The 12,637-nt window shown below is 73.2% G+C and carries 10 protein-coding genes; 8 read left to right on the top strand and 2 right to left on the bottom strand.

Going from position 1 to position 12,637, the window contains the following annotated elements; translation table 11 throughout:
- Positions 1 to 531 precede the first annotated feature (531 nt).
- Both R6Y94_RS30035 and R6Y94_RS30040 read left to right on the top strand, forming a co-directional pair.
- Complete coding sequence (locus tag R6Y94_RS30035) at positions 532 to 1,758, top strand: Hsp70 family protein (protein WP_318399219.1); 1,227 nt, start codon at positions 532 to 534, stop codon at positions 1,756 to 1,758.
- Positions 1,758 to 1,901: a hypothetical protein gene (locus tag R6Y94_RS30040; protein ID WP_318399220.1), complete on the top strand. Its 144-nt coding sequence runs from the start codon at positions 1,758 to 1,760 to the stop codon at positions 1,899 to 1,901. Before R6Y94_RS30035 ends, R6Y94_RS30040 begins: the two co-directional genes overlap by 1 nt.
- Positions 1,902 to 2,021: 120 nt before the next feature.
- Here R6Y94_RS30040 and R6Y94_RS30045 read toward each other — a convergent pair whose 3' ends face one another.
- Both R6Y94_RS30045 and R6Y94_RS30050 read right to left on the bottom strand, forming a co-directional pair.
- A complete protein-coding gene (locus R6Y94_RS30045; RefSeq protein ID WP_318399221.1) occupies positions 2,022 to 2,654 on the bottom strand; it encodes a hypothetical protein in 633 nt (210 codons plus the stop codon).
- An 11-nt stretch (positions 2,655 to 2,665) separates the two neighbouring features.
- On the bottom strand, positions 2,666 to 3,724 hold the full coding sequence (locus R6Y94_RS30050) for a hypothetical protein (RefSeq protein WP_318399222.1): 1,059 nt from the start codon (positions 3,722 to 3,724) through the stop codon (positions 2,666 to 2,668).
- A gap of 461 nt (positions 3,725 to 4,185) precedes the next feature.
- On the opposite strand from R6Y94_RS30050, the gene R6Y94_RS30055 reads away from it, so the two are divergent.
- The 6 genes from R6Y94_RS30055 (at position 4,186) to R6Y94_RS30080 (ending at position 12,610) form a co-directional block, all read left to right on the top strand.
- Positions 4,186 to 4,392: a hypothetical protein gene (locus R6Y94_RS30055; protein WP_318399223.1), complete on the top strand. Its 207-nt coding sequence runs from the start codon at positions 4,186 to 4,188 to the stop codon at positions 4,390 to 4,392.
- Positions 4,393 to 4,505: 113 nt separating this feature from the next.
- Positions 4,506 to 5,375, top strand: coding sequence for a hypothetical protein (locus tag R6Y94_RS30060; RefSeq protein WP_318399224.1), 870 nt, complete (start codon positions 4,506 to 4,508; stop codon positions 5,373 to 5,375).
- On the top strand, positions 5,372 to 7,375 hold the full coding sequence (locus R6Y94_RS30065; RefSeq protein ID WP_318399225.1) for a Crp/Fnr family transcriptional regulator: 2,004 nt from the start codon (positions 5,372 to 5,374) through the stop codon (positions 7,373 to 7,375). Before R6Y94_RS30060 ends, R6Y94_RS30065 begins: the two co-directional genes overlap by 4 nt.
- Positions 7,376 to 7,491: 116 nt before the next feature.
- Positions 7,492 to 8,070 (top strand): hypothetical protein, encoded by a 579-nt coding sequence (locus R6Y94_RS30070; protein WP_318399226.1) that lies wholly within the window; start codon positions 7,492 to 7,494, stop codon positions 8,068 to 8,070.
- 385 nt (positions 8,071 to 8,455) lie between these two features.
- Complete coding sequence (locus R6Y94_RS30075; protein ID WP_318399227.1) at positions 8,456 to 9,727, top strand: fibronectin type III domain-containing protein; 1,272 nt, start codon at positions 8,456 to 8,458, stop codon at positions 9,725 to 9,727.
- A 276-nt stretch (positions 9,728 to 10,003) separates the two neighbouring features.
- Complete coding sequence (locus R6Y94_RS30080; RefSeq protein WP_318399264.1) at positions 10,004 to 12,610, top strand: fibronectin type III domain-containing protein; 2,607 nt, start codon at positions 10,004 to 10,006, stop codon at positions 12,608 to 12,610.
- Positions 12,611 to 12,637: the final 27 nt, after the last annotated feature.

Raw genomic sequence — 12,637 nt, forward strand, 5'->3', positions numbered from 1 at the left:
CTCCTGCTCCCTCTCCACGGCCCCATCGCCGATCGGGATCGCACCGACGCCCCATCCAAGCAGCCCGCCCGGTGTCCGTCGATGCGAACCACTGGCCCGATGAACCCTTTTTCGACCTGGACCCGCGGCGCTCACACACCGCGTCCGACTCCTGTCGTCCGGCGGACCGCAGGGGGAGCCGGATCCCCCTGCCGGACCGAACCTGTTCCGCCAGCGCCGTACCGTTCCAAGGAATACGTGCGGAATTACCGACGGCACGATCCGTTTGGCGTACCCGTCGATGCCCCCGACCGGTGCGACGCTCCATTCGGGCATTAGCGCCGGGTAGATCAGTCAGGAGAGCGGAATCGATCTGGACCGGCTCCGGCGCCGCCATTTACGGTTCGTATCGTCACCGTCAGGTCGAATAGGTTCGCTGGTTACCCGTGTCGAACAACGGCCCAGCGGAAGCCGGTGACTCATCCGGACCAGAGGTCGTCGAAGGACCGCCGCTCCGGTCGGGCCGGCGGTGACGGAAGGCGTGCGTACGAGATGACTCCGCTCGGTATCGACCTGGGCAGCACCCGATCCGCGGTGGCCATGGTGGACAGCGGCGGACGGCCGGTGATCCTGCCGAACCCGCTCGGCGAGGAGACCACCCCGTCGGTGGTGTGCTTCGAGTCGCGTCGCTCGGTGCTGGTCGGTGCCGCCGCGCACGTCGCCGGCCAGTCGACGCCGGACCGGATGGTCGCACTGGTCAAACGGGATCTGGGCGGCAACCGGTCACACTGCTTCGACGACGTCGAGTACCCGCCGGAGGCGGTCTGCGCGCTGATCCTCCGTACCCTGGTCCGGGGTGCGATGCCGGGGCCGTGGTCGGGGCGGAGCGTGCCGGCGGTGGTGACGGTGCCGGCCTGCTTCGGCCCCCGGCAACGCGAGGTGACGCGGCGGTCCTGCCTGCTGGCCGGGGTACGCCCGCTCGCGCTGGTCAGCGAGGCGGTCGCCGCCGCCCTGCACTACGGCAACGCCGAGGGTGTGTGCGGCGGCACCGCCCTCGTGTACGACCTCGGCGGCGGCGTCTTCGACGGCACCGTGCTGCGGCTGGGACGGCGCATCCAGGTGCTGGCCACCGACGGCGACCCCGGACTGGGCGGCGTGGACTGGGACCGCCGGCTGATGGCGTTGCTGCTGGAGCAGCTCGTCGCCCGGGCAGCGCCGGACGACGATCCGGCCGCCGACGAGGTCTTCATGGCCGGGCTGGCGCTGACCGCCGAACGGGTCAAGCGGGCGCTGTCCGGCTTCCCGGTCCACCGGGTCCCGATCCGGTACGCCGGGCACAGCGTCACCGTCACGGTGAGCCGGGACGACTTCGAGGCGGCCACCCGGGATCTGGTGGACCGTTCGGTGGTCCTGCTGCGCGGGCTGCTCGCCGCGGCCGCCCGGGCCGGCGTGTCGGACGTCGACCGCTGTCTCCTGGTCGGCGGGGCGAGCCGGATGCCGATGATCGCCGCCGCGCTCTCCGCCGAGTTCGGCTGGCGTCCCCGGTTGTTCGCGCCCGACCTCGGCGTGGTCAAGGGCGCGGCGTTGCACGCACACCGGATGACCCGACTCGACGCCGAGCAGGTCACCGACGCGGACAGCGGCGGGCACGGCATGGCCGGGGGCGACGCCAGGCGCGGCAGCGGGACCGGGCCTGTCCGGGCGGCGGGGCCGGTGCGGGCGGCCGGGCCGAGTCCGGCCGGTGGAGGTCCCGCCCGGGACCCGATCGGGAGGCCATGATGGCCGCGACGAGCACCGACGAGCCCGGCCGGGACGCGCCGGATCCCGACCCCGGGTCGGAGCTGGCCGAGCTGACCCGGGGACTCGCCGACCTGCGCGCGAAGCTGGCCGGCTGGGCCGGCTTCAACCACTTCGGTCGGTGAACCTCCCCGCCTCGCCTCGCGGCGGCGTTCGGGCAGGTGGAGTCGGGCACCCGCAGCCGATTCCCGGGCGGGGAAGCTCAGCGGCGACCGTCCACCGGAGCGGGCAACGGGCGGGGAAGCTCAGCGGCGACCGTCCACCGGAGCGGGCAACGGACCGGGCCGGGTCCGGTCGTCCGGCCGGCCCCGGGGACGCGGCGGATCCTCGGCCGCCGGTACCTCGGTCAGCACCGGCAGGGTGCTCGCCGTCCAGTCGTACGCGGCGGGCGTGTCCGGCACGGCGTCCCGGTGCACCACTTCCCGGCCCAGCCGGTCGAGGGCGCCGAGCAGGGCCGTCGGGGCGCGGGAGTCGGCCGGCCACGGCCCGTGCAGCGGTGGCATCTGGAACGGCCGGGCGGCGAACGCCTCCTCGGCGACCAGCAGCTTCAGCCAGTCCCGGGTGTGCTCGCCGGGTGCCGTTGGTCGTCCGGCCGGCAGGCTGAACCGGATCGGTCGGCCGTCGAGTGCGGCGGCGGTGCCACCGGGGGCGACGAAGCTTCCAGGGAAGAGGTCGGGATGGATCCGGTACCCCTCGGTCAGGTCGAGCAGCGCGCAGTAGAGCCGCCGGTCGGTGCCGTTGTGGATCCGGACGAAGGCGGTCGGCGGCCACCAGCGGCCGTCGACGTACCGGTAGCGGAGCCGGACCGCGCCGTCCCCGCCGGCCGGTAGTCCCGGCCGGTGCGGCGGCACCACCCCGTCCCCGGGACGGGTGGGCACGAGTTCCAGGGTCACCCCGCCGGCCAGCCCGGACAGCGGGTTGGCCAGCGCACGGACCTGCCGCCAGCGGGCGATGTGCTCCAGCGCCCGGGCCGCCCGCGGTGTAGCGCCACCCGCAGCCGGATGGCGTCGTCACCGAGTTGCCGGTTCGCCTCGGCCAGCGCCGACGGCATCCCGGCCAGGAATCCCGGCACCACCACGGACTCATCGATCCCGGCCGGCAGTACGGCGAACTGGCCGTCGCCCTGCGGCTGGAGGTCCACCGTGGACTCGTCGACTCCGGCCCGGCGCCGGGCACTGGCCAGCAGCCGGACCAGGTGCTGCTGGATCCGGGCCGCCGAGGCGTTGCCGCGCCGGCTGTACCCCTCGACGTCGGCGGCGACGCAGAGCCGTACCGCCGCACCGGTCGGTCCGCTGGCGACGATCGGCAGCGGCTCGGTGAACGGCACCGCCTCGCGCAGGTCGCCAGGGAGCGGATGCCGCCGCCCGCGCAGCGAGCGCACCACCTCGACCTGCACCGCGAGCGTGCCGGTCAGCTCCGCCGTGCCGGCCGGCGCCGCGACCAGGGCGTGCAGCACGAGGTGGTGCGGCACCGGGTGGTCGCCTTCCGGGTCGTGGTAGACCCAGCCGAAGCGGTGACTCTGGGTACCGGTGGGCCAGGGCCTGGCCTCACCCGAGCAGGGCAGCAGCCGGCCCAGCCAGCCGGGGCGGTCCCGGCCGGCGAGCAGTGCCCGGGCGGCGGGCCCGGAGGCCGGGAACATCCCGTCCGGCCCGTACCCGAGGCCGAGGGTGTCGGCGTCCCGGTCGATCCGGACGGCGATGACCCGGGGGTCGGCCAGCCGTACCTGGAGCCGGGCGCTGCTGTACCGGTGGCCGGGCGGCAGCGCGGCGAGGTCGAACGCGAACAGCACTCCGAAGCACCGCTCCCCGGTCGCGACGATCCGCCGCCGCAGCACCACCGGCAGGTCCCCGGCCGGCACCGGATAGCTGAGCGGGCGTCCACAACGGACCGTGGTGGTCGGCTCGGCCGCCGGGTCCGGGCTGCCCCGGCCGTCGGTCGGATAGAGCATGACCGAGGCGAGCAGGTCCGCCGGACGGATCGGGGCCCGGTCAAGATCCGTCGCTCCGAGGTGTGGGCCATGGCATCACTTTCTGGCTCGGGTGGACAGACCCGGTTCGTGCGACCATCCGGGATCTCGTCCCGGGTGGAGCGCGGAGGTCGTGCGGTGCCCAGATCCGGGAATGGGACCGGCCTCGGCACGGACGAGCGTGGCACCGCCGGTACCGGCGATTCAACAATCGAACGGGTACTGCGACAAGCGGGCCGGACCAGTCACTCCAGAGATCGGCGCCATTCCGGGGAGTTCAGCCGTCGGATGGAACGCACCGGCCGTAATCTGTTGGCCCATCGGTACATTGTGATCGCGGTGTCCGGTGCGGTATACCGAATTCGGCCGGCGCGACGCCGTCCCTTTCCGGCCGTGCCCGATCCGGTTCCGATCGCCGGTGACGAATTCCCCCGAGGAAACCGATGATCAATACCTCGGGCACCGACGAACGGATCGGCCGACGCCGGGCCGCACTGTCGGGCGTCTCCGGCACCGCCCGGATCGGACCGCTGCTCGAGTTGGGCCGGGCGTACGCCGATCGTTACGGGCGGGCGACGCCGGTGTTGCCCGGCCCGGTCGGCGAGGTCGGCCCCGCCGCCCGGGCCGGATTCCGCTATCGGGGCTGGTAGCGACCGGTCCCGGTAGACCCTGCCGTCCGGCACCCGACGGGCAGACCCCTTACTGGTACGTGATCTGCCCGTCCGTGCCCTGCCACGCTCGGCCCAGCCGAGAGGAGAGTCGGATGCATCTGTCGTCGACCCCGGTGCCGTACGGGCTGGCCGACACGGTGAGCGGGCGCTGGCGCCGGCGGCTGGCCGGTACGGACAGCACCGGACGCGCCCACTGGCGCACCCGGACCGTCTACTACCGAGCCGTCGCCGAACTGCTGGCGGTGCCCCGGTCCACCGCGCCGACCTGGCGGGAGATCGTCGCCGCTGTCCGGCCGAAGGGCAGCCGGAGCACGTTCTACGAGGTGACCGGCCGCAAGGCCCGGCACACCCTGGTCGGGGAGGTGCTGCGGGTGGACACTTCCCCGGCCCACCAGCTCGCCCTCTGCTACCTGCGGGACACCGCCGTGGACCAGCTCGTCGACGAGACCAAGGTGTGGTCGTACTGGCCGTACCGGGAGGGGTGGCTCGACCAGCTCCAACCTGGTGCCGGACGGGCCGCCGCCGAGTCGCTGGTCGCCGTACTGGTCGAGTGGGCCCGGCACCACCCGGGGCTGGCCGGCGCGCTCGGGTACGCGCCACCGCTCTGCGCGGTCGAGGACCTGGTGTCGATCCAGCGGGGCCGGATCAGCCCGAACAGGGCCTTCGCCGTGTTGACCAGCGCACTGCGCGCCGCCGCCGGCCCGCTCGCCGAGGTCGGCGGCGGAGTACTGGCCGTGGTGCGCGACGGTCTCGGCACCGTGTCCGGGCGTGCCGCGAGCCCGGACCGACTGCTGGTCGGGCTGGCCGAGCAGATCTATGGGTTGCGCGAGGAACTGCGTACCCTGCGTCCGGAGCAGTCGGCGCCGGTGCGCGAGCTGGCCACGGCGCTGGTCCGGGACGCGGTGGAACTGCTGGTCGAGGAGGCGGACCGGTCCGCCCGGGACCCGCGGCGGCTGCGGTGACCGGCGACACCGGCCGCGTGCCGGACGGGGACCCGGTGGCCGGGGCGGCGGTGCCGGCCGACGCCGAACTGGTCGCCAGGGCGGCCGACGCCGAACTGGTCGCCAGGGCGACCGACGCCGAACTGGTCGCCAGGGCGACCGGCGCCGAACTGGTGGCCCGGTTCGAGGCACGGCTGCACACCGTGTTGCTGCACGGCGCCGCCCCGACCCGACTCGCCGTGCTGCACCGGGCCGCGACCGAACAGCTCGGCGAGTCGGTCGAGCTGACGCTGCGGGCCGAGTGCGCCCTGGAACGGGCGTCGAGTCCCGGCCGACCGGTTCTGGACTCCCTCGCCGCCTGGCTGGACCTGCGGGAACGTGCCGGAGCAGCGCTGCCGGAACACCATCCGACGCTGCTCGCGATCCGCCGGGAGTACGTGCACACGCTGCGCCGGCGGGGCGAACCCGGCGACCTCGACCTGGTGGTGCAGCTCCGGCGGGACGAGGTCGAGCTGCGCCGCCGACGGCCGGTCAACGCGCACCGGCTCGGCGTCGCGGTCGCCGACCACGCCGTGGCGCTGCTCGACCGGGCCCGGTACGGCGCCTTCGACCCGCACCTGAAGCGGCACGAACCGGCGGCGGACCTGGCCGAGGCGCACCGGCTGATCGGGGCCGAGATCGAGCGGCGCGGCTCCGGCTACGGCGCCGGGCACGAGGTGACCTGGCAGGCCCGGTTGGTCCTCGCCGAGGTGCTGTGCGCCCGGCTGCGGCTGGCGGCCGGTGATCCCGACCCCGCCCGCGCCCGGCCGGCGCTGGACGAGGCGGACGCGATCCGCCGGTACGACTGGTGGCGGCACGGCCGGCACGGCCGCGCGGCACTGCGGGCCCAACTCGTCCGGGCCGAGGTGCTCACCGCGCTCGGCCGGACCCGACCGGCAGAACGGGAGGCGCGGCTCGCCGCCGTGCTGGCCCGCCGCTACCCGGACCTCGACCTCGGCCGCCCGCTGCTGGTGCTGGCCCGGGCACAGGCGTACCGGGATCCGGCGGGCGCGCTGCGGACGGCCCGGGCGGCGCTGCGGGAACGGCGGCTGCGCTACCTGCCGGCGGCGCACCGGGTGGTGGAGGCGGAACGGCAGGTACAGGCACTGAGTACTTTTCCGCCTCCGCACGCGGTACGTCCTCGGCACAGGTGTAAAGACGGATTCGCTCGGCCGGCCGGCCGGCGGCGCGCACGCGGGGTGACGTGCTGCACCCGTCGGGTATTATCCGGCGGTCCTGCTCGTCGCGTCGATCGATGCGTTGGGGCGCACATGTCCGGTGTCGCGCAGCCACGAGCCCGGACCCTGGCACCCGGCAGTTTCCTGCACCGACTCTCCCCCGCCGACCGCGACGAACTGCTGGCCCTCGGGGTGTCCCGGGAGTTCCCGGCCGGCCGGCGGCTGATCCGCGAGGGTGCCGACGACACGCATGTCGAGCTGCTCCGCCGGGGCTTCGTCAAGGTGACCACGGTGGTGCAGGGTTTCGAGACCCTGCTCGCGATCCGGATGCCCGGCGACATCCTCGGCGAGACCGCGGCGCTGACCCGCCGGCCGCGTACCGCCACGGTCACCACCTGCGGGCGGGTGGTGTCGAGCGTCGTCTCCCGGGCCGCGTTCGAGCGCTTCCTCGGGCGGCATCCCGGTGCGGCCCTGCAGATGGGGGCGATCATGGGCGAGCGGCTGCGCTGGGCCAACCAGCGCCGCGCCGACTTCACCGCGTACCCGGCCGACATGCGGGTGGCCCGGATGCTCGCCGAGATCGCCACCACCTGCGGGCAACCGGTCGACCGGGGCATCCTGGTCGGTGTCGCGCTCAGCCAGCCGGAGCTGGCCTCGATGGTCGGGGTCGCGGACGTGACCCTGCAGAAGGCCCTCCGCGCGCTGCGCCGGCGAAACCTGGTCCGGACCGGCTACCGGCGGCTGCTCGTGCTCGACCTCGACCTGCTCCGACTGGTCGGCGAGGGCAGCGCGGTCACCTCCTGACCGGGCGGCGCAGTGTCGCCCCGCTGTGCCACACTCCGAGGCTGCGCCTGCACAGCAGGTGGCGATCACGCCGGCCGCACCATGCCGGACACCCCCACAGAAAAAGGAATCTGCCCATGCAGCTCGATGTGCTCCAGTCCCAGCGCCAGTTCCACGTCCGGCAGCGGGTCCGGTTCATGGTCAACCAGTATGAGGTACACGCGGTCAACCCGGACGGTTCCGAGGGCGAACTGCTGGCCTTCGCGCAGCAGAAGCGGCTCGCCTTCAAGGAGCAGGTGACGCTCTACGCGGACGACACCAAGCAGCAGCCGGTGCTCGGCTTCAAGGCCCGCCAGGTGATGGACCTCGGCGCGACGTACGACGTGACCGACGCCGCCGGTACCCCCATCGGGCTGTTCCGCAAGGACTTCAAGGCGTCGCTGCTCCGCTCCACCTGGCACGTCGAGCAGCCGGGCCTCGGGCAGGCCACCGGCCAGGAGCGCAGCCTGCCGGTCGCACTGCTGCGCCGGTTCATCGACTCGCTCTCCTGGCTGCCGTACCACTTCGACTTCACCATCGGCGGCCAGCCCGCGTTCTCGGTGGTGAAGAAGTGGGGCCTGCGCGACCGGTACGTAATCGACGTCCACCTGCCGCAACTCGACCGCCGGCTGGTCATCGCGATGGCCGTCGGCCTGGACGCCCTGCAGAGCCGCTGATCCCGGCGAGGCGACCGGAGCGGACTGCCGGTGGGGCCGGCGCGGACGCATCGGCCCCACCCGGTCCGGGCAACGGCCTGATCCGGTACGCCCCTGAGCAGCGTGTGCCGCGCCGGACTGCCGGTGGTGTCCATCGTCGGCGTGCCCGGGGCGGGGACGAACCCGGCCCGCATCGGGTGCGCGTGGACACCGGGGAGCAGTCGCACCGACACCGGAGGTGGGAACCGGATGGCGCGAAACGTCGCCGAGGACCGGCCGGCGACCCGGTCGGCCCTGGTCAGCAGCCTACCGGTGGCGGCGCGGAGTCTGACGGCACGGCGGAGCGGCAAGGCGGAACAGCGCCCCGGCTGGCGCGGCACCCCGTCCAGGGGGCAGCATGGCGGGCGTGTCTCAGCCTCCACAACTTGCCGCCGTACAGGGCCGGGCCCGGGCGCTCCGCGACGGCGGTGACGATCCGGGTGCCCGACGCCTGCTCGCGCAAGCACTCGACGCGGCTCGGCCCGCGTACGGCAAGGACCATCCGGAGGTGCTCGCCACCGTCGGGGTGCTGGCACAGTGGCACCGCGAGGCCGACGATCCGGCGGCGGCCCGGCGGCTGCTCGAAGAGGCGCTGATCGACGGGCAGCGCCGGTGGGGCGAAGCCGACCCGCTGATGCTGTCGCTCAGCTACGAACTGGGCGCCGTCGCCGAGGAGTTGGGCAACCGGCACGAGGCGCGCCGCAACTTCGGCCGGGTCGCCTCGCTCGGGCCGGGTGTGCTCGGCGACGACCACTGGCAGGTCCGGGCGGCCCGGGACTACCTCGGCGAGGCGCCGGGCGGCGCCGCCCCGGAACCGGTCGCGCCGGCACCCGCAGCGCCGCTCTCGGCACCGCCCGCACCGCGCTCCGCGCCGCCCGCACCGCTGTCGGCGCCACCCGTGCCGCCGCCACTGGTCTCGGCACCACCCGCCACGCCGCCACTGTCCGCACCACCGACCCGACCGGCCGGCGGCGGGCTGTTCCAGTCGGTCGCCACCTCGCCGGCGTACCTGCCGGGCACCGAACCGGTGTCGGGCCGGCCGGCCGAACCGCAGCCCTCGTCGTACGCGCCGAGCGCCGCCGAGCAGGCGCCGTCGGCGTACCCGCCGTACTCGGCGCAGTCAGTCAGGCAACTCGAGTCGTACCCGGTGGTCACACCGGCCCCCACCCCCACCCCGCCGGCTCCGGCCCCCGAGCCGAACCGTGGTCGCGGCTCCACGGTGGCCGCCGCGGTCGCCGCCGCCGCGGCGGTGGTCGCCGCGATCGTGGTGGTGGTCGCGGTGGTGCTGGACAAGAGCGGCTCGGCGGAGCAGGTACCGACCGACGAGCGCGGTGAGCCGGTGGTCGCCGGTGAGCCGCCGACCGACGTGAAGCTGATCGACGAGGGCACCGCGATCACCGTCAGTTGGACCGACCCGAGCGGCGGGACCGTGCCGTTCGTCGTGGCGGGTGCCCGTGCCGGCCAGCAGACCAAGCCGATGACTACGCTCAGTGCCGGCGAGACCACTTACAAGGTGAACGCGCTGAACCCCAAGCTCGATTACTGCTTCTCGGTGCTCGCCGTCTATTCGACCAACGAATTCGCTCCGTCGGATCTCGCCTGCACGAAGCGGGACGGTGCCGGGGCGACGCCACGCTGATCACAATTCGACAACCGTTCCCACCACGCTGACCTGCGGAGACGACGGCGGACGAGCGGGCTTATCCACAATTCGGGCCGCGTCCGTCCACAACGACACGTTCCGGGTACCCGCGAGCAAAGCCCGGGCCCTATGATGGCACGCGGTTTCGGGAAAGATTCGCTGACGACGGCGGTCGGACACGACCGCCCACGGGTGGGGAGGCGGCCGGCTGTGGTCACCACAGGCAACGGCTTGACAGGCAGTGACGGCACCGGCGGGCCCGACCCCGCCGAGGTGGCGCCGGGCGCGCCCCCGGCCCGCCGCCGCTCCCGGCTCCGGGGCGGAGTGGTCACCATCGCCACCGTGGCGGCGCTGGTCGTCGCGATGGGGCTGACCGTGCTCGGCCTGGGCGCCGCGGACAACGCCGTGGCCAGCTACGATGCCAGTTCCTGGCTCTGGAGCATGACCAAGAGCGAGGTGGCCCGGGTCAACGGGGTCACCGGCCGGGTCGACACCCGTGTGCAGGTCCCGCAGGGTCGCAACCACCAGATGCAGGTCGCGCAGACCGACCGGCTGCTGATCCTGCGCGACCTGAACACCGGCCAGGTCAGCTCGCTGGACCTGGCCACGCTACAGATCATCGCGACCACCAAGACCACCGCCGGGCTCGGGGTCAACGTGGCCCTGCACGAGGACGCGGCGTTCGTCGTCGACGCGGTGCAGGGGATCGTGCGCCAGCTCGACCCCCGGTCGCTGACCCCGGTCGGCGAGCAGATCCACTATCCGCCGGGCATCACGGGCGGCGAGTTCGACGGCACCGGGCGGCTCTGGATCGCCGTACCCAGCGAGGGGACCGTCTCCGCGATCACCGCCGCCAGGCTCCCGGAGTCCGACAGCGGCGGCGCGGGCGGCAGCGTCAGCCCGGAGCAGGTCTTCAACGACGCGGTCGCCGACCCGAGCCACGAACTCATCCTCTCCACCCTGGACGACGGCGTCGCGGTGCTGGACCGGACCACCAGCACGCTGACCACGCTGCGCGGCAAGGAGAAGCGGCCGGTCAAGCTGCCGCTCACCGGCCCGGGTGCGATGCCGCCCCGGACCACCGGCCTCCGGGTGCCGGTGACCGTGCTGGACGACCGCAACATCGTGGTGGCCGACAACGGCGCCGTCGGGCAGCAGTTCAAGGTGCCCGGCGCCGGCACCCAGCTCAGCCCCGCCGTCGCCTGGGCGGACCGGTTCTACTGCGCCGACGAGGACACCGGCGCCGTCTACTCGTTCGACCCCAGCGGAAAGCTGCTGGAGAAGATCGAGATTCCGGGCGCCAACGGCCCGCTGGAGCTGGAGGTTCGGGAGAACCACCTCTTCATCAATGCCCCGAACTCCGCCGTCGCCCGGGTCATCGACGACAAGCACCAGGTCAAGGAGGTCAACAAGTACGCCAACGACGTTCTCGGTGGTGACCCGCCGCCGAACCCGCCGCCGCCTCCGCCGCCGCCGAAGCCGGTGATCAGCAAGCCGAGCGCGCCGAAGTCGGTGACCGCCGCCGCCGGGAACGCCCAGGCCAGGGTGAGCTGGCGAGCCGCCGCGGCCAACGGTGCGGCCATCACCCGTTACGTGGTGCAGGGCGCCGGCCGGACCTTCCAGGTGGGCGCCAACCAGCGCTCGCTGGAGGTGACCGGCCTGACCAACGGCGAGACCTACCAGTTCTCGGTGCACGCGGTGAATGCCAAGGGCGCCGGTCCGGCGAAGAAGAGCAACCCGGTCGTGCCCACCTCCGAGGTACCGGATCCGCCGGCCAGCGTCACCGCGCAGGAGCGGCCGGACGGTACCGTGCTGGTCAAGTGGCCGGCCGCCAACGGCCAGGGCTACAAAATCAACAAGTACGCGGTGACCGCCATCTCGGCCGGCGCCAACGCCCCGGTCGGCGAGTCGACCAAGACCGAGCTGGTGATTCCGGCCGGCGAGCTCGACTACGGCAACCAGTACGCCTTCACCGTCGTCTCGATCAACGAGAAGGGCGCCGGTTCGGCCGCCTCGCCGGCCAGCAACAGCGTGGTCCCGTTCACCACCCCGGCGAAACCGGTCAACCTGCGGGCGAAGACGGTCGCCGGCTCGCGCGGCACCCTCTCGATGACCTGGAACCCGCCCGCCGACAACGGCCGGCCGATCACGAAATACGTGGTCGAGGCGGGCGGTAAGAAGAGCGAGGTGACCGACACCCAGGCCACCGTGGGAGGACTGGGCGACGGAGCGAACGTCACCGTCCGGGTGCAGGCGGTCAACGAGGCCGGTCCCGGCGCCACCGCCACCGACACCGCCCAAACGGTCGCGAAGCCCCGGGTCACCATCACCGGCACCACCGCCGACGCCACCTCGGTCACGGTCAACTTCACGGTGGGCGACGGCGGCGGCAAGGCTTCCTGTTCGGTGACCCCGAACGGCCGGGCCAAGGTCAACGGCAACTGCTCCAACATCCGGGTCACCGGGCTGACCCCGGGCACCAACTACAGCTTCACCGTGACCGCGAGCAACGCGGCAGGCGACGGCAGCGACAAGGTCAACAAGGCCACCCCTTCCGTCTACGGCATCGCCACCTGCAACAACGGTTCCTCCGGCGAGCAGCGGACGTACTGCAACTCCGACCGGCCGGGTCGCAACGGCAACGAGATCTTCTCGGTGACCCAACAGGACGACGACCGCCAGGTCGGCTGGGCGAAGCCGGGCAGCCGGTTGAAGGCGCTCTGCAAGAAGTCCGGCGAAGAGGTCTACGCCTTCGTCTACAACGACGACAAGCGCAGCACCTGGTGGGTCCGGGTGGAGTACGAGGGCAAGAACTACATCCCGTTCGCCTGGTTCAACCTCGAGGGGGGCGACACTATCAACGTCCTGCCGACCTGCTGACCGCATCGCCCGGTAACAGGCAGCATC

The sequence above is a fragment of the Plantactinospora sp. KLBMP9567 genome (assembly GCF_033446045.1).
Lineage (GTDB): Bacteria > Actinomycetota > Actinomycetes > Mycobacteriales > Micromonosporaceae > Plantactinospora.

What these genes read in the sequence shown, in the direction of transcription:
- R6Y94_RS30035 (WP_318399219.1), top strand. Translation starts at nt 532, where the DNA reads ATGACTCCGCTCGGTATCGACCTGGGCAGCACCCGATCCGCGGTGGCC.
- R6Y94_RS30040 (WP_318399220.1), top strand. Translation starts at nt 1,758, where the DNA reads ATGGCCGCGACGAGCACCGACGAGCCCGGCCGGGACGCGCCGGATCCC.
- R6Y94_RS30050 (WP_318399222.1), bottom strand. Translation starts at nt 3,724, where the DNA reads ATGCTCTATCCGACCGACGGCCGGGGCAGCCCGGACCCGGCGGCCGAG.
- R6Y94_RS30055 (WP_318399223.1), top strand. Translation starts at nt 4,186, where the DNA reads ATGATCAATACCTCGGGCACCGACGAACGGATCGGCCGACGCCGGGCC.
- R6Y94_RS30060 (WP_318399224.1), top strand. Translation starts at nt 4,506, where the DNA reads ATGCATCTGTCGTCGACCCCGGTGCCGTACGGGCTGGCCGACACGGTG.
- R6Y94_RS30070 (WP_318399226.1), top strand. Translation starts at nt 7,492, where the DNA reads ATGCAGCTCGATGTGCTCCAGTCCCAGCGCCAGTTCCACGTCCGGCAG.